This is a genomic window from Wohlfahrtiimonas sp. XWW7 (assembly GCF_056716055.1).
Genome location: NZ_CP168032.1, coordinates 1,461,882 through 1,477,428, shown reverse-complemented (window position 1 = coordinate 1,477,428; position 15,547 = coordinate 1,461,882). Strand labels below are relative to the sequence as shown.

Below are 15,547 nucleotides of genomic sequence, written 5' to 3'. Positions count from 1 at the left end.
AAGGTGAGAGAATATTTTTATATCGATCGTTATAAAAATAGTGTGGTATTATTTATCGAAAATTAATTGCCTGTCAATCTATTTTATAACGATCACTACAAAATAGATTTAAACAGCATAATCTTTAATCTCAATGGTACATTGCAACAAATTATGACTAAACCTATCAAACGCGGCCGCCCGAAAGCCTTCAACGAAGAACAAGCACTTGAAAAAGCCATGCTACTCTTTTGGGAAAATGGCTACATTGGAACATCTATCAGTGATATTACTAAAGCGCTGGGCATTACTGCGCCTAGCTTATATTGTAGCTTTGGTGATAAAGCTGCATTATTCAATCAATGCATTGATTACTATTTAGCCAATGAAGCTTGCCCAATTATGCCCATTTTAAAACAAGCCAAAACCACAAAAGTTGCTTTTGAACTGTTTTTATACGATACCGCCAAACGTTTAGTTCAACCCGATAAACCCATGGGATGTATGTTGATCACGACAACTTTGGGCAATTCTAAACAGATCCAAGAAGTGCAACATAATATACAATCCAAAAAAGAGAGTTACAAAACCTTGCTATTGCAAAGATTACAGCAAGGTATCGAAAATGGTGATATTGCACCCAATGCACCCATTCATGAAATCTTGGACTTTTATCTTACAATTTTAAATGGCTTATCCATCAAAGCTTGCGATGGCGCAGATTTAGAAACATTGAACCGCATCATCCACAATGCCATTAAAGCTTGGGAAATTTTTGAGCATTAATTAAATCAATAAAAAATTATAGAATATAATATATTAATAATGTAGTTTATATAAACAAAACACATAATAAATAAAATATAAAGGTACTACATGAAAAAAAAGATAACTATCCTTGCCCTCTCTTGCCTCAGTCTATCTTATGCTTATGCTCAATTCCCACCCAATTCACCCTTGAACAATCCTGCTGTTAAAAAGAAGCTATTTACGCATGCAACGACAACAGGGGCAAACATTATGTTAGCCAACTATTTCACAACTTTTATTGAAATGCGTACAATTTCAGATCGAAAAATCTGAAATAAATTTCAAATTTAGAGACATTACTCATACAAATATCATCAAAAAACATTGGTGTGATTATAGCATTGGGTCACACATGACATTCAATCGCCATCACTCAGCGGTTTTAGAAGTTGGCACTGCAAATGGAAACTGTTTCAAGGAAGACCTCAATCTATCTTTTGCTTATCGCTATAACTTCTAAGTGATCTTGCATGTTTAATTGAACGTATTACAAGCTTGAATACTGCCTGTAGTAAAACCTTTATTGAACCAAGCTTGGCGCTCTTTGGATGTGCCATGCGTGAAACTATCAGGCACAACTCGTCCGCCATTTTGTTGTTGTAATCGATCATCACCAATGGCGGAAGCTGTATTCATGGCAGATTCAAAATCGCCCACTTCCATTAAGCCTTTATCTTTGACATATTTGCCCCAAATGCCAGCAAAGCAATCTGCTTGTAACTCTTGTTTAACGGAGAGTTGATTTGCTTGTTTTTGACTCACTCGACTTTGTGCTTCTCGCACTTTTTGATTGATGCCTAATAAGTTTTGAATATGGTGCCCAACTTCGTGCGCGATCACATAACCTTGGGCAAAATCGCCACCGCCGCCCAAATTACGTTTCATATCATTATAAAATGATAAATCTATATAAACTTTATAATCAGCAGGACAATAAAATGGCCCCATTGCTGCCTGTCCATAACCACATGCAGTCGAAGTTTGTCCACTGTAAAGTACAAGCTTTGGTGCTTGATACTGCTGCCCTGCTTGTTTAAATTCAGTTTGCCACAAATCTTCTGTCATCCCTAAAGCGGCCGCTGTAAAATCCGCCATACGAGCTTCTTGTGGAGAAATGTCTTGTGGTATTTGGTGCTGTGTTTGTGCTTGCTGGGGAATTTGTCCATTCAATAATGGCGTTAAATCAACACCATAATAACCTGCCACTAAAACGACAATTAAAACAACTGCGCCTGCTTTACCTTTGATGGGAATCGGCAAACCGCCCATATTATTTCTACGATTTGAACCGCGTCGATCTTCTATATTGTCACTACGTCTTTCATTTTCCCAGCGCATTTGTGTCTCTTACAATTAATTCAATAATTATTCAGTATAAAACATGATCGAGAATAATGAGCTAATTCAAATAATTTACTTTGTAATATTCATATTTTTATACGGAGATGAATAAATTTTATATTTACCATCATGTTTTCTAAAGCTTACTTGTTTCTCTAAAGTAAACCTCATACCAACATTAAAATAAGGACGCTCTTTACCACGTAACTTTTGTTCTAATGCTTCAATATTTTCCTGATTAGGATTATTCGATAAACCATACAACTCTTCCGTTAGCATTTCTTCCGCAACCTGACTTTCAGTTACAACACTTAATGAAATATCAGTATTAATAGACTCTATATTTTTCCGATTAACAATATAAACCCCTAAATTGGTTATAGCTTTCAATGTGTAATCATAATTTCTAATTAGTTCTATAATCTGATCACCATCATAATCTGACATAATAGGGTCTAAAGTTAATGAAAAATTTTCAAAATTATACCTTCTTTTAATGATTTTAAAGTCTTGCTTAATGCTCTGATCTTCAATTTTAAATCCTACAATATTTGGTATTTCTATATCTACATGCGCATATGCAGATAGAGTTAATGGGTAAGATTTTGGCAATAATAATGAAACATTATCAAATTCAATGTATAAGCCATAGAGAATAATATTTCTATCTTTCAGATTTAATAATGAAAATTTCATTCCTCCAGAACCAATATTAGAGTCATCAAAATTGATTACATATTCCAATTCAGCATTGGACTTTCTAGCAAAATTTAAATATCCAACGGTTAAAGCTATTCCCCCCATAATTATGGGTATGATTTTAAGCATTAAATCTACTAATCTCTCTGTAGGTCCATATATATGCAGTAATCCTAAAAGCACAATTAGAAATATATCCATACCAAGAAAAATACTACGCTTAAATATTAGTTCTTCTTTATTTTTAATATAATCTTTTAAATGTTTAATATCTAAATAAGCTTTGTAAATAATATAAGCTATAACAATGAAGTTTATTATAATTAAAATTGTACTAATAGGCTGAAGTATAGATTGAATCTCTGCAATTACTCCTGTCAACTCATTTGCATTACCAAACACTTCTTTCTCTAAAATATTGATTTCTTCCCTCAATTGAATATTTTCATTCAATACATCAATAGCCTCAGCCCTAATAGCCTTACTTTCATCCAAAATTTTCTGGGCTGCATCAAGTTTCTCATCAGCACTCACTCTAATTCTCCACCAATTTTTTTCTTACTTTGTCATAACACCAATTGTAAACATAAGTGTAAAACAAAAAGAAAATCAAAAATCCAATTTCGATCATAAAGGCTTCCAGCAAACTAACTTTTAGAAATAAAGCAATCATCGGCACTGTAAATAACACCAATGCGCCTTCAAAGCCAATGGCATGTAACATTCTGACTTTAATTGAGCGTTCACCATTCACAAAGGGGAATAAGCGATCAAAGAGCCAATTGAATACAATATTCAGAATCAAAGCAATGACAGAAATTAATACAGACAAAATCCCCATAGAGCCTACAGGTTTATTCAATAAAAATATTCCGATCAGCATCGTGAAAACAATTGCAAAAAATTCAAAAGTACATGCATGAAATACGCGCTCTTTCACTGAGCGATCATTAGTTAACGCCATTATTCATAACACTATAAAATTAATAACATTCCTGTATTATAGAACAAATGAACCGATAACTATAACCCTATAAATTTGAAGGAAAGATACACTCAAAGGAGAAAGTTAATGAGATTTTTACTGTGTATTCTTGCGTTGTGTACGCTATCTTGGGCTGAAGATCGACAATATGTCATGATAGATTCCGACATGCGAGACATTGATAAAGATAAAGAACCCGAATTAATGGTGCTTTATACTGTTTCTTCTCCTAGCAACCAAAACTTTGGTTTACCAAGAGAACTCATCATCTATAAAACTGCGGCAGATGGTGCTCTCATTCCTTGGATTCGTTCAAAATCAGCCGTTTTAGATGCAGAAGCTGGTGGAATCATGGGTGATCCCTTCATGGGCATGAGCTATGAATATGATACTTTAGTCATCAGCCATTTTGGTGGCAGTCAAATCAAATGGTCATATACCGATAAATATCGTTTTCAAGATAATAAAATGGTTTTAGTGGAACATATTTCAAAGTCTTTTGATGGTGGCTGTCATTTTAAAGAACTTGTTTATGATCTCAATACAGGCAATGCCTCTTATACACGCAATAAAAGCTTGCACGGTGATTTGAAAAACTGTGATCAAAATATCAAAACTCTCAATGCCAAAGGTAATTTTTCTCGATTACAACCTGTCTCCATTGAAAATCGTCATACTTTTGTCCCTTATGAGATAATGGCGGATCTCGAAAGAAGTTTTTATACCCAATAAAAGGCAACAATGAAGCGAACCTTTAAAGTCTTATTTATGATTTCTGCACTCACATCACTGCTACAAGCATCACCATTGAAATCAGATGAATATGTGATGTTCCTACCGAGCATCGCATATATCAAAAATGATCAACTGCATGTAGAAATCAATGTATGGATTTATGAAAAAGAATCCCGCCCTGGCTTTAATACCGTATTAAGCAAATACTTAGGCATCAAACGCTCTCAACTACCTAAAGATCAATTGGATTATTTCAATCAACAAACTGCGCTGTTCAAAGTGGATTCAGAGCGCAATAAATCATTCAATGTCCAATTTTCTGATGGCACAATCAAAACATTGTCAAAAAGCGATCGCGCTGGTCGCAGCCATAATTTATTCACATTTAGCCTCGCCGAAATGCCACAATTAATGACGCAAAATCACATCCATTTCACCATAGAAAACGATGAACGCGCACAAGGTTTTGCGCTCTATAGTGAAGATCGTGGCTATCTTATAATTTCGGACATTGATGACACCATTAAAGATTCTTCCGTTTTAGATACTAAAACTTTGCTGCGCAATACATTTTTATATCCACCCAAAATTGCACCCAATATGCCTGAACTATTTCAGCAATTTCAACGTGATTTACCATCGCCATTATTTGCTTATGTCTCTTCAAGCCCCATCCAATTAATGCCAACTTTAAGTCAATTCATCGATGATCACTATCCAAAAGGCTTATTAAAACTACGACAAAGCACTGCATGGGATCAAGTCATTGCATCGAAGAGCGAATCCATTGCTCATAAAACCTCTAGCATCACACAATTATTAGAAGCTTATCCTAATAAAAAATTGATTTTACTCGGTGATTCAGGTGAAAATGATCCCGAAATTTATCTTGACCTCCATCGCACTTATCCTGATCGCATCGAAGCCATTTACATTCGTAATGTCACCAATGAAGCAAAAGATAGCCCGCGTTATCAAGATTTCCCACATGATCAACTCACCATTATCCATCCATGAAGTTATATGAAAAATTTGCCAGCGAACTCATTGAGCTCATTCGTAATGGCACGCTCAAAGGTTCTGAAAAATTACCCTCCATTCGCCAAGCAAGCAAACGCTATGGTATTAGCCCTGCAACGGTGATTGAGGCATATTATCTTCTAGAAACACAAGGTTTAGTCTTTGCGAAAGATCGCTCTGGTTTTTATGTCAAACCACAAATTAATCGCTCGTTAAAAACACCGAAACAGATCACGAATGTCACACAGACGACAGAAGTGAATGTCAGTGACTTAATTTTTGCAACACTGCAAAACGATAAAGAGTCCGATACGATTACTTTTGGTACAGCATTCCCAAGCCCATCGCTCTTTCCAATTGCAGAGCTCACACAAAGCATGACAAAAGCGATGCGCCATTTTACACAATGCGCCAGTGAATTGATTGTGGATATGCCAACAGGTAATCCTGATTTAGTAAGACAAATCGAGCTCTGTTATCGCCTTAGCGGCACAGTGGTTTCTCCCGATGAGATCATCATTACAAATGGTGCAATGGAAGCTTTGAGTTTATCATTACAAGTGGTCACTAAAGCAGGTGATCTTGTGGCAATAGAATCTCCCGCTTTTTATGCAACACTACAAATTTTAGAACGCTTACAACTTAAAGCCGTAGAAATTCCCGTGGATCCTATCTCTGGCATGGACATTTCTGCCTTGGCTGAATCCATTGAGCATTTTGATATTAAAGCCGTTGTATTGATGACAAGCTTTCAAAATCCATTGGGTTCATCACTGTCAGATGAAAAAAAACATCAATTGATCCAATTAGTCAAACAGCATCAATTACCCACAATTGTGGATGATGTTTATGGTGAACTCTACTTTGGCAAAACTGCGCCCATTTCATTAAAATCCATGGATGAGCAAGGATTAATCATCCATTGCAGCTCTTTTTCTAAAAGCTTATCGCCTGGTTTTAGAATTGGCTGGCTCGCAGGCGGAAGATTCACACAATCCATTGAGCGCTTAAAGCTCACCAGTACATTATCCCCTTCTGTTCCAGCACAATTAGCGATTGCCTATTATTTACAGCGCAATCATTATGATCGCCATCTACAAAAACTGCGCTATATTTTGGCACTGTCACAAAGACAGATGCTCGCTGCAATTGCACGCTATTTTCCTAAAAATGTTGCGGTGACAGAACCTAAAGGTGGATATTTTTTATGGGTTGAATTACCTGAACATGTGGATGCACTAGAGCTGTATAAAAAAGCCTTAACACATAAGATTAGTATTGCACCAGGCCCTATATTTTCAGCGTCTCAAAAATTTAAAAACTGTATCCGTTTGAATTACGGCATGGAATGGCATCCTGAAATTGAAAATGCCATGAAAAAGTTGGGAATGATTATCAAAGGATTTAGTTAATCATTTATTAATATATACATAATATCAATGATTTTGATCAAACTGTTATGCTTTTTTAATAAAAACTGTATCTGTACTGCTTTCAATCTGCTTGTAGAATTAGCCGTACCAAAAGTGCTAGTCATTGCAGTTATAGGAGCAAATCATGTTTGGGTTAGAAGCGCTCGATCTCGCGCGCATACAGTTCGCATTCACAGTTTCATTTCATATCATCTTCCCTGCCATCACTATCGGGCTTGCAACATATCTTGCTGTGCTAGAAGGATTATGGCTCAAAACCAATCAACCCAAATACATCAATTTATTTAACTTCTGGAGCAAAATTTTCGCCGTTAACTTCGGGATGGGCGTTGTTTCAGGTGTTGTTATGGCATTCCAATTCGGTACACATTGGAGTGAATTTTCAAGATTCGCAGGTGGCATCACAGGCCCATTATTAACTTATGAAGTCACAACAGCATTCTTCTTAGAAGCAGGTTTCTTAGGTGTGATGATGTTTGGTCGCAATAAAGTCAGCAAAGGCATGCATTTCTTTGCAACATGCATGGTTGCGCTGGGTACAAATATCTCTATGTTTTGGATTTTATCATCCAATAGTTGGATGCAAACGCCAGCAGGTTATGAAATCATCAACAATCAAGTGGTACCTACAGATTGGTTCGCCGTTGTCTTTAATCCATCATTCATCTATCGCTTAGTGCACATGGCCATTGCTGTATTCATGACAACTGCATTATTCATTGGTGCAGTCGGCGCTTGGCACTTATTAAAAGGCGATCAACGCCCTGAAAACAAAACCATGTTTTCCATGGCAATGTGGTTACTATTGGCAGCAATCCCATTACAGTTTTTAGCAGGTGATCTTCATGGTTTAAATACCTTAAAACATCAACCGATGAAAGTTGCTGCAATGGAAGGTCATTGGGAAAATGTAGGGGATGAACCAACGCCATTGATCCTTTTTGCCATCCCAGACATGGCGCAGGAAAAGAACCATTTTGAAATCAAAATCCCAGCACTTGCAAGCTTAATTTTGACGCACAGTTTGACTGAGCAAGTACCCGCGCTCAAAGAAGTACCGAAGGCAGATCGACCAAACGTACCATTAGTTTTCTGGAGTTTTCGTATCATGGTTGGCTTAGGTTGCTTAATGCTATTAACCGCCGTCATCAGCTTATATCAACGTAAAAAACAGACGTTTTACACCAATAAAAATTGGCTTCGTTTAGTCATTGCAATGGGACCCACAGGTTTAATCGCCATCCTAGCTGGCTGGTTTGTCACAGAAGTTGGCCGTCAACCTTGGGTGGTTTATGGATTACTCCGCACGAAAGATGCCGTTTCTCCACACAGTACATTGCACATGAGCATCAGTTTAATCAGCTTTATCGTTGTTTATGGATTGGTTTTCATCACAGGTTATTTATACATGATCAAGCTAATGAAAAAAGGCGTTGATACACAACAAGGAGCAAACTAATGAGCACAACATTTGATCCTTCATTCATTTGGGCTGCGTTGATCTTAATTGGCGTGACAATTTACATCATCACAGATGGATTCGATCTGGGCATTGGTATTCTATTGCCATTCTTAAAAGACGAAGCCGAACAAGATCAGTTTGTGGACAGCGTTGCCCCCGTTTGGGATGGCAATGAAACATGGTTAGTTTTAGGCGGCGCAGCATTAATGGGTGCTTTCCCATTGGCTTATGCTGTGATTTTAGAAGCTTTTACTGTGCCAATTGTCATCATGTTATTCGCATTAATCTTACGCGGTGTTGCCTTTGAATTCCGTGTACATTCCAATCATAAGCGTTTATGGACATATGCTTTTATCATCGGATCTTGGGTGGCAAGCTTTATGCAAGGTGCAATGGCAGGTGCATTTTTACAAGGTTTTGATATGAATGGTCAAACATTCATCGGTACAGATATGGATTGGCTCACACCTTTTTCAGTTTTGACTGGGTTTGGCTTGGTGATCGCTTTTGCATTGATTGGTAATTATTGGGGAATGATGAAATGTCATACGAGTATTAGAAATCGCCTCGCTAAACTCAGTCAACCCATATTAATGGCATTGATGGTTGCATTGGCATTCATCGCCCTATTCATGAACTTTGCGAGCAATATCTCGTATGATTTAAGCATCACTCGTAAAATCATCATTGCAGCTTGCTTCATCGCAATTCTCATCATCGCTGTGATCTTATTTGCCACGAAAGTCAGCGATATGACAAAATTTTTACTCACACTTGGCATCGTATGTTCAGGCATGATCGGATTCATGACAATGTTTTTCCCTTACATCATTCCACCGAGCTTAACGATTAATGATGCAGCAGCATCAGGTGCAAGCCAAATGTTCTCTCTTGTGGGCACATTGGTGATGTTACCAATCATTCTGCTCTACTTGGGTTGGACATATTATGTCTTTCGCGGAAAGGTTTCATCCGAGGGCCATTACTAATGTCTAATAAAAACTCAACCCTTAAACAACTTGGCTGGATGTTTCTATTGTGGTGCGGTGGCGTTGGTGGATTATTCATCCTTGCGCTCCTCATTCGACTGATGCTCACATCCGCGGGATTAACCAGCTAATTAAGAACTATGCATCCCAATTAGCCCCCTTACTCCCAAGTTATTGTCCCATCTTTTTAATCTAAGATGCGATACCCTTGCTAATTGGGATGCGCCCTGTTTCCCCCAATCGGAGAAGGCGATATGCTTTCTCCTTCTTTTTTTCTCGGTTTCGAGGTGTGATTCACTAAATAGATCGCCAAAAAGATTAATAAACAGCCCAAGATAAATTTGACTGTTAATGCTTCACCTAAAAAGATCATCGCAAAAACAGTAGCGAACATTGGCACTAAAAATAGGAATGAAGAAGTTTGAGAAACGCCGCCTTTCTGCAAAGCCATAAACCACAATGAAAATGAGCCAATGGATGCAGGTATGATTAACCATGCTAAATTAAACCAGCCTAAGCCACTTAACTGTGCCCAATCATAGGATTCTGATGAAGAAAGCGAGATTACAGATAAGATAAATCCTCCCATCAACATCTGCCAACCTGCTAGGCTAAATGGTGTGCTATCAATTCTGCAAAAGCTTCTGACAGAGATCGTGCACAATGCCCAGCTCAATGCGCCGAGTAGTGCAAAGATCATACCCAAATAATTACCACCTTTGCCTAACTTCAAGCATAACATAACGCCCAAAATACCCAACAATAAACCGACTAAACGCTTCATTGTCAGCCTTTCCATTTTCGTGAAATGCGCCAAAATCAAAACCCATAACGGATTTGTAAAAAATAGAACTGATGCTAAAGCTGAATCAATGCGCATCAATGCTAGATTTAAAAATCCCATGGCTGCCGCCGTTTGTAGTAATCCCACGATGGAAACATTCAAAAAACCAAAGAACATCGAACCTCGAAATGTTGGAATCACACCTGCTAAACCATATTGATAACGACAAATGGCTAAGACAATCATGCCTGACACTACAAAGCGTACACCGCCCAAGAAAAATGATGGCAATGATTCTGTTGAAATTAAGAATTTGCCTGTGGGAAATGATGATCCCATACAGAAAGTTGCCACCAACAGTAGCGTTATGAATCCTAGATTGCCTCGATTAACCACATCTACTCCTTCTCTACTTTGTGTAGTTTTTATATCCTCACACTATTAATTAGCAGATTATGATTAATTCGTCATACGATATTTATGACTTACTTCATGCTTTGTTTAATACACTAAAATATTTTGACCACATTTTTAGATGTATTGTTTTTCGAGTTTATAGTGATTACAATGCTTCTCTTACATTGAACAAACTTTCTTTTCCATGAATCGTATCCATTCATATCAAAAGTGACTCAGCACAATAGTCTCTAGTTTAGAGGCAAGTGAGAGTGTCTAAGGCAAAATCGACCTGTTAACTTTTTTGTCGTAACACTTTCAGACTTTTTAACGCCTGTTAAAAATTGCTTTCTCACATTGAATATTGAACGACTTAAGGAACGACTATGAAAAGACGCGAATTTTTCACTACGGCAGCCACTTCTGTTGCTGGTTTAATGGCTTTAACCACATTCTCTTTTGCAAACACGAACGGTAATACAATCACGATTCCTGAACTGAAAAATCAGCGTCGTCGTTTCACCATCACACAGAAACATACACCAATTGCACCACTGGGTTCAGAAGGTACAACAAAATTGTGGATTCCATTACCAGAAGATACTGTATTCCAACGATTGATCAGCTTAAACATTGAAGGCAATTATGATGATAGCAATATCAATGCCAATAATGATTTTGGTGTTAAAACACTGTTTGTCACATGGCAACCTGAAACTAAAGATCCAAACATTACCATTACAATGGAAGTAGAAACTTTAGATTGGGAAATTGCGGCACAAGGTTTATTGGATCACTATGAAGCACCTGAAACGATCCATTATCCAAAGGAAGTATTGATTTACCTAGAACCCAGCGAGCAAATTGCAACAGATGGCATTGTTAAAGCAACTGCAGATAAAATTGTGGGCAATGAAACTAATCCTTTAGAAAAAGCGCGTTTAATTCACAAATGGGTCAGCGCTAATATGAAACGTGATAATAGTGTCATTGGTTGCGGTTTAGGCAATGTGAAACAAATTTTAGAAAGTGGTAATTTAAGCGGTAAATGCACAGATATTAACTCTGTATTTGTTGCACTTGCTCGTGCAGCTGGTATTCCTGCAAGAGAAATGTTTGGCATTCGCGTAGGCAAAAGTCATAAATTAGAGAAATATTCCAAAACAGCATTTGGTGGTGCAGATGCTAATGGCTTATCTAACATCACTGGTGCGCAACATTGTCGTGCAATGTTCTATTTAGCAGGATTTGGTTGGGTGCCTGCGGATCCTGCCGATGTCACTAAAATGCGTTTAGCTGAAAATAAAGCACACAATGATCCAGATGTTCAATTCATCGATGAATATCTATTTGGTAACTGGGAAATGAACTGGATCGGCTTTAACTTTGGCCGTGATTTTGACATCTATCCTGCAACGGAACAAGGAGCAATGAATAACTTTGGTTATCCATATGCTGAAGTGGATGGTGATCCACTGAACTATTACGATCCTAAAGTATTTGCGTATAACTATGAATCACAAGAGCAATAATTCCATATCATCTAAAGGGATTATAGGCTTTTTAGCAGCGGCTATGACAACAGCCGTTGCTTCTAGCTTATGTTGCCTAGCGCCATTGATCTATTTGGTCTTTGGCGTTTCCGCGGCAAGCTTATCGGGCTTATCCAAACTCACATGGTTACAGTGGCCGATGCTTGGGCTTTCTGTCATTTTTATTGTGCTCATCACACACAAATTATTTTTGTCTAAAAAGCCATTATGCAGTGGCGGATTACAGCGCAAACATCTCATCATTCTCTATTTTTTATCATTACCATTGGTGATTTTCATGCTGTCTTATCCTTTTGTATTGCCTTGGCTGTTGGAGTTATTAGAATGAATTTGATTAAACAATTATCCTTAATATTTATAATCTTTTTGGCAGCATTTTCTATGGCAGAAGATGTCAAAATTACGATTGATGTAGAAGATATGACATGCTCATTGTGCGTCACTTCAATTAATCATTCTCTGCGTAAAACTGAAGGTGTGATTAAAGCTAAAGCATCATTGAAAACACATAGCGTAGAAGTGATTGCACCCAAAGAATTAAACACAGATATTCTGCTAGAGGCGATCAAAAAAACAGGTTATACAGGGAAAATTGCTCAAATTGAGCCTATTGAGTAAGCTTTATGCTCTCTTTCACTTCTGCCAAAAGCCATTCTGTAAAAATATCGATATGACTGCCTTTTTGAATGGCTTTAGGTGATAACAAATAATAAGCAGAACCATCTTCAATGAATCCTTCTGATGCAATCAGTTGCCCTGAAAGCACTTCTTCTGTCACCATTAAAAATGAGGCTAATGCAGCACCTTGCCCAGCCAATGCAGCTTGAATACATAAATAAAAATGTTCATAAATGATCTGTTTATTCTCTTGAAGATTAATTCCCATGATACCTTGCCATGTTTGCCAAGCCATCGGACGAGAAGCCGTACTCAACAATGTTAAATCAGCGAATGGCTTCTTAATTTCTGATCGTTGAACGATGCCCATTCGTTCTGAACATATCTTTAAAGCATAAATATCATCCGACCATTGGAAATCGTTGCGGCGCAGCGCAATATCTACATGAGTTTTTGTAAAATCTATTGAACCACCAGCAGCAACTAAATGAATTGTAATTTCAGGATGTTGAGCATAAAAATTCATTAATCTAGGAATGAGCCATTTCATGGCAATGGTTGGCTCACAGGAAACACTCACCGTTGACGACTCAATTGGTTCCTGCAATTTAATGACAGTATCACTTAACTCTGAAAATATATGCGTTGTAGTTTGGAACAACAATCGCCCTTTTTCTGTGAGAAATACAGCACGATTACGACGCTCAAACAATTCACAACCTAAATGTTCTTCCAATAAACGAATTTGTCGGCTAATTGCGCTATGTGTGACATGCAGAGATTCAGCCGCTTTGACAAAACTCTCTTCGCGTGCAGCCGCATCAAAAAATCGTAAGGATGTTAAAGGTGGTAATTTCATAAATAGGTAACGAAAACTGACAGATAACCGTTAGAATAAATTGTTTTTCATATCCTTTCAATCGCTAGATAATGTAGTTCTTATATAGCATCAAGATTAAAATGGATCACAATTTATGAATGAAATCATCACCTTTGCAACCATCACTATTTTAGCTGTCATTAGTCCTGGACCAGATTTCGCTATGGTCACACGCAATAGTTATGCATATGGCATTAAAACAGGTCTACTCTGCGCTTTGGGCATTGCCATTGGTGTACAAGTTCACGTTTTTTATACGATTTTTGGCATCACTGTCATTATTTTAAATTCACCGATGCTTTTTTTAATCGTTAAATTATTAGGTGTTGGTTATCTCGTTTATATCGGTTTTCAATCATTCACTAATACGAAGCAACTGACCATCGAGGGCAACAATATAGCGTTACCATCGACTTTGGCGGCTTTTAAAAATGGCTTTTTAACCAATGCATTGAATCCCAAAACCATGTTTTTTGTGATCTCTGTTTATACGCAAGTGATCGATGCAGGACAATCCCTTTGGCGTAATTTCAGTTTTGGGCTATTCATCACTTTTGCCCATTTACTCTGGTTTAGTTTAATCGCCCTATTTTTTTCATCCCCAGTGATCCGCTCACGAATATTGCACCATCAATTTCTCATGGATAAAGTCATCGGTGTGTTATTAATCGGCCTTGGATTATCATTGCTATTCTGGGATATTGCTTAAAGCCCCATATTGGTCAAAGCATTATAAATGACATCTGCCAGAACTTTATAACCTGCTTGATTTGGGTGAACATGATCTTGCTTTAAATTTTCTTGCCCTAAAATGTCTGAAAACAGATCAGAAATGAGATTAACCTTCTCTTCTTTCGCCAAAGCCTGATAAATATCTGCATCACTAGGTTTTCCTGTGATGGCAGCAACGGGCGACAATGCTGGTACGGCGACCAATACAGGAATGGCACCATGAGCTTTCACACTTTGGATGATGGCTCTTAAATCCTCTTTGACTGCTTGAGCATTGCGCCTTTGCAAGAAATCATTACCACCTAGTTCAATGATGACCAACTGTGGTTGATGCTCAACCAACACGGAATCAATACGATTTTTCGCTTCATCCGCACGCTCTCCCACAACACCAGCATTGATCACATTCCAATAGGATAAATCTGCCAATAACGCAGGATAGGAATCTTTGGGATTGACTTGATAGCCAAATGTTACGCTGTCACCAAATGCCACAACTGTTGCATTGGCAGGCAAACGATCATAACGCTGTGGTTGATCACCACAAGCCATCACGACAAAGCTTAATAACAACACCCAAAGATATCTCATTCCCTACACCTTCACTAAAATAATATTTATGACAAGTAATCTAATAATTTTTGGAGATTAACTTGTCTATTTATTCTGCCTTTTTTCACAATTGGACTAATATTCGAATTTAAATCATGAGATTGAATATTTCTAATTATTTTCAATATATATGCTTTTGATTCCATATTTTGAATGATAGATAACGCATCCATCAAGGCTGATGTATCTTTTTCTGTATTTAATATACGATAAAAGAAAGTCTCTGCCCAATCATTAGCTTTATCAGATAAAACATAAATAAATTCTAAAAAACTATATAAATATGAATGATCCTTGAGTGTTAAATATTCCACTAATTTCAATAATTCAAATTGTAGTTCGGGGAATGAAGATTCATCATTGAACATTGATAACAATATTTTCATATTCATTGTTTCAGAAGATAAATAGCAATCCTCTAATAGTTGATCAAAATACTCTCGATCAACTTCAATATCGAACTCAAAAACTTTAGAAATTTTTTCAATCAATTGCATATTTACTAATCAGCCTTTTAAT

The 15,547-nt window shown here is 37.3% G+C and carries 19 protein-coding genes; 12 read left to right on the top strand and 7 right to left on the bottom strand.

Annotated features, from left to right (window positions below; translation table 11 throughout):
- The first annotated feature begins 153 nt into the window (after window positions 1-153).
- Both ACA100_RS07160 and ACA100_RS07155 read left to right on the top strand, forming a co-directional pair.
- Entirely contained in the window at window positions 154-765 is a 612-nt protein-coding gene (locus ACA100_RS07160) for a TetR/AcrR family transcriptional regulator (RefSeq protein WP_481077023.1), read from the top strand.
- A gap of 90 nt (window positions 766-855) precedes the next feature.
- Window positions 856-1,062 (top strand): hypothetical protein, encoded by a 207-nt coding sequence (locus ACA100_RS07155; RefSeq protein ID WP_481077022.1) that lies wholly within the window; start codon window positions 856-858, stop codon window positions 1,060-1,062.
- Between the two features lie 201 nt (window positions 1,063-1,263).
- On the opposite strand, the gene ypfJ is transcribed toward ACA100_RS07155, so the two are convergent.
- From ypfJ to ACA100_RS07140, 3 genes are all read right to left on the bottom strand, one after another.
- Window positions 1,264-2,127: a KPN_02809 family neutral zinc metallopeptidase gene (gene ypfJ / locus ACA100_RS07150; RefSeq protein ID WP_481077021.1), complete on the bottom strand. Its 864-nt coding sequence runs from the start codon at window positions 2,125-2,127 to the stop codon at window positions 1,264-1,266.
- 75 nt (window positions 2,128-2,202) lie between these two features.
- Window positions 2,203-3,363, bottom strand: coding sequence for a hypothetical protein (locus tag ACA100_RS07145; protein ID WP_481077020.1), 1,161 nt, complete (start codon window positions 3,361-3,363; stop codon window positions 2,203-2,205).
- A 1-nt stretch (window position 3,364) separates the two neighbouring features.
- Entirely contained in the window at window positions 3,365-3,793 is a 429-nt protein-coding gene (locus ACA100_RS07140; RefSeq protein ID WP_481077019.1) for a PACE efflux transporter, read from the bottom strand.
- 108 nt (window positions 3,794-3,901) lie between these two features.
- Here ACA100_RS07140 and ACA100_RS07135 point away from each other — a divergent pair, with 108 nt between their 5' ends.
- The 6 genes from ACA100_RS07135 to ACA100_RS07110 all read left to right on the top strand — a co-directional run bounded on the left by ACA100_RS07135 (window position 3,902) and on the right by ACA100_RS07110 (window position 9,584).
- Complete coding sequence (locus ACA100_RS07135; protein WP_481077018.1) at window positions 3,902-4,546, top strand: hypothetical protein; 645 nt, start codon at window positions 3,902-3,904, stop codon at window positions 4,544-4,546.
- A 9-nt stretch (window positions 4,547-4,555) separates the two neighbouring features.
- Entirely contained in the window at window positions 4,556-5,566 is a 1,011-nt protein-coding gene (locus ACA100_RS07130; protein ID WP_481077017.1) for a phosphatidate phosphatase App1 family protein, read from the top strand.
- Window positions 5,563-6,981 (top strand): aminotransferase-like domain-containing protein, encoded by a 1,419-nt coding sequence (locus ACA100_RS07125; protein ID WP_481077016.1) that lies wholly within the window; start codon window positions 5,563-5,565, stop codon window positions 6,979-6,981. The genes ACA100_RS07130 and ACA100_RS07125 overlap by 4 nt, the downstream gene beginning before the upstream one ends.
- Window positions 6,982-7,126: 145 nt before the next feature.
- Window positions 7,127-8,461 (top strand): cytochrome ubiquinol oxidase subunit I, encoded by a 1,335-nt coding sequence (locus ACA100_RS07120; RefSeq protein ID WP_481077015.1) that lies wholly within the window; start codon window positions 7,127-7,129, stop codon window positions 8,459-8,461.
- Entirely contained in the window at window positions 8,461-9,453 is a 993-nt protein-coding gene (gene cydB / locus ACA100_RS07115; protein ID WP_481077014.1) for a cytochrome d ubiquinol oxidase subunit II, read from the top strand. The genes ACA100_RS07120 and cydB overlap by 1 nt, the downstream gene beginning before the upstream one ends.
- Window positions 9,453-9,584: a DUF2474 domain-containing protein gene (locus ACA100_RS07110; protein WP_481077013.1), complete on the top strand. Its 132-nt coding sequence runs from the start codon at window positions 9,453-9,455 to the stop codon at window positions 9,582-9,584. The genes cydB and ACA100_RS07110 overlap by 1 nt, the downstream gene beginning before the upstream one ends.
- A gap of 80 nt (window positions 9,585-9,664) precedes the next feature.
- Here ACA100_RS07110 and ACA100_RS07105 read toward each other — a convergent pair whose 3' ends face one another.
- On the bottom strand, window positions 9,665-10,633 hold the full coding sequence (locus tag ACA100_RS07105; protein WP_481077012.1) for a DMT family transporter: 969 nt from the start codon (window positions 10,631-10,633) through the stop codon (window positions 9,665-9,667).
- 386 nt (window positions 10,634-11,019) lie between these two features.
- Here ACA100_RS07105 and ACA100_RS07100 point away from each other — a divergent pair, with 386 nt between their 5' ends.
- The 3 genes from ACA100_RS07100 to ACA100_RS07090 are packed head-to-tail and all read left to right on the top strand — an operon-like array spanning window position 11,020 to window position 12,804.
- Window positions 11,020-12,165, top strand: coding sequence for a transglutaminase family protein (locus tag ACA100_RS07100; protein WP_481077011.1), 1,146 nt, complete (start codon window positions 11,020-11,022; stop codon window positions 12,163-12,165).
- Between the two features lie 43 nt (window positions 12,166-12,208).
- Window positions 12,209-12,514, top strand: coding sequence for a hypothetical protein (locus tag ACA100_RS07095; RefSeq protein WP_481077010.1), 306 nt, complete (start codon window positions 12,209-12,211; stop codon window positions 12,512-12,514).
- Complete coding sequence (locus tag ACA100_RS07090; protein WP_481077009.1) at window positions 12,511-12,804, top strand: heavy-metal-associated domain-containing protein; 294 nt, start codon at window positions 12,511-12,513, stop codon at window positions 12,802-12,804. The genes ACA100_RS07095 and ACA100_RS07090 overlap by 4 nt, the downstream gene beginning before the upstream one ends.
- Here the strand turns inward: ACA100_RS07090 and ACA100_RS07085 are convergent.
- Window positions 12,794-13,663: a LysR family transcriptional regulator gene (locus ACA100_RS07085; RefSeq protein ID WP_481077008.1), complete on the bottom strand. Its 870-nt coding sequence runs from the start codon at window positions 13,661-13,663 to the stop codon at window positions 12,794-12,796. The two genes, ACA100_RS07090 and ACA100_RS07085, sit on opposite strands and share 11 nt — an antisense overlap.
- A 115-nt stretch (window positions 13,664-13,778) precedes the next feature.
- On the opposite strand from ACA100_RS07085, the gene ACA100_RS07080 reads away from it, so the two are divergent.
- Window positions 13,779-14,393, top strand: coding sequence for a LysE family translocator (locus ACA100_RS07080; RefSeq protein WP_481077007.1), 615 nt, complete (start codon window positions 13,779-13,781; stop codon window positions 14,391-14,393).
- Here the strand turns inward: ACA100_RS07080 and ACA100_RS07075 are convergent.
- On the bottom strand, window positions 14,390-15,007 hold the full coding sequence (locus tag ACA100_RS07075) for a GDSL-type esterase/lipase family protein (RefSeq protein ID WP_481077006.1): 618 nt from the start codon (window positions 15,005-15,007) through the stop codon (window positions 14,390-14,392). The genes ACA100_RS07080 and ACA100_RS07075 overlap by 4 nt on opposite strands.
- A 26-nt stretch (window positions 15,008-15,033) precedes the next feature.
- Window positions 15,034-15,525 carry an Imm30 family immunity protein gene (locus ACA100_RS07070; RefSeq protein WP_481077005.1) on the bottom strand — a complete coding sequence of 164 codons (492 nt, stop codon included), beginning with the start codon at window positions 15,523-15,525 and terminating at the stop codon, window positions 15,034-15,036.
- Between the last annotated feature and the right edge of the window lie 22 nt (window positions 15,526-15,547).

Excerpts from the sequence above, each read along its gene's own strand:
- ACA100_RS07160 (WP_481077023.1), top strand. The coding sequence starts at position 154 with ATGACTAAACCTATCAAACGCGGCCGCCCGAAAGCCTTCAACGAAGAA.
- ACA100_RS07155 (WP_481077022.1), top strand. The coding sequence starts at position 856 with ATGAAAAAAAAGATAACTATCCTTGCCCTCTCTTGCCTCAGTCTATCT.
- ypfJ (WP_481077021.1), bottom strand. The coding sequence starts at position 2,127 with ATGCGCTGGGAAAATGAAAGACGTAGTGACAATATAGAAGATCGACGC.
- ACA100_RS07140 (WP_481077019.1), bottom strand. The coding sequence starts at position 3,793 with ATGGCGTTAACTAATGATCGCTCAGTGAAAGAGCGCGTATTTCATGCA.
- ACA100_RS07135 (WP_481077018.1), top strand. The coding sequence starts at position 3,902 with ATGAGATTTTTACTGTGTATTCTTGCGTTGTGTACGCTATCTTGGGCT.
- ACA100_RS07130 (WP_481077017.1), top strand. The coding sequence starts at position 4,556 with ATGAAGCGAACCTTTAAAGTCTTATTTATGATTTCTGCACTCACATCA.
- ACA100_RS07125 (WP_481077016.1), top strand. The coding sequence starts at position 5,563 with ATGAAGTTATATGAAAAATTTGCCAGCGAACTCATTGAGCTCATTCGT.
- ACA100_RS07120 (WP_481077015.1), top strand. The coding sequence starts at position 7,127 with ATGTTTGGGTTAGAAGCGCTCGATCTCGCGCGCATACAGTTCGCATTC.
- cydB (WP_481077014.1), top strand. The coding sequence starts at position 8,461 with ATGAGCACAACATTTGATCCTTCATTCATTTGGGCTGCGTTGATCTTA.
- ACA100_RS07110 (WP_481077013.1), top strand. The coding sequence starts at position 9,453 with ATGTCTAATAAAAACTCAACCCTTAAACAACTTGGCTGGATGTTTCTA.
- ACA100_RS07100 (WP_481077011.1), top strand. The coding sequence starts at position 11,020 with ATGAAAAGACGCGAATTTTTCACTACGGCAGCCACTTCTGTTGCTGGT.
- ACA100_RS07095 (WP_481077010.1), top strand. The coding sequence starts at position 12,209 with ATGACAACAGCCGTTGCTTCTAGCTTATGTTGCCTAGCGCCATTGATC.
- ACA100_RS07090 (WP_481077009.1), top strand. The coding sequence starts at position 12,511 with ATGAATTTGATTAAACAATTATCCTTAATATTTATAATCTTTTTGGCA.
- ACA100_RS07085 (WP_481077008.1), bottom strand. The coding sequence starts at position 13,663 with ATGAAATTACCACCTTTAACATCCTTACGATTTTTTGATGCGGCTGCA.
- ACA100_RS07080 (WP_481077007.1), top strand. The coding sequence starts at position 13,779 with ATGAATGAAATCATCACCTTTGCAACCATCACTATTTTAGCTGTCATT.
- ACA100_RS07075 (WP_481077006.1), bottom strand. The coding sequence starts at position 15,007 with ATGAGATATCTTTGGGTGTTGTTATTAAGCTTTGTCGTGATGGCTTGT.
- ACA100_RS07070 (WP_481077005.1), bottom strand. The coding sequence starts at position 15,525 with ATGCAATTGATTGAAAAAATTTCTAAAGTTTTTGAGTTCGATATTGAA.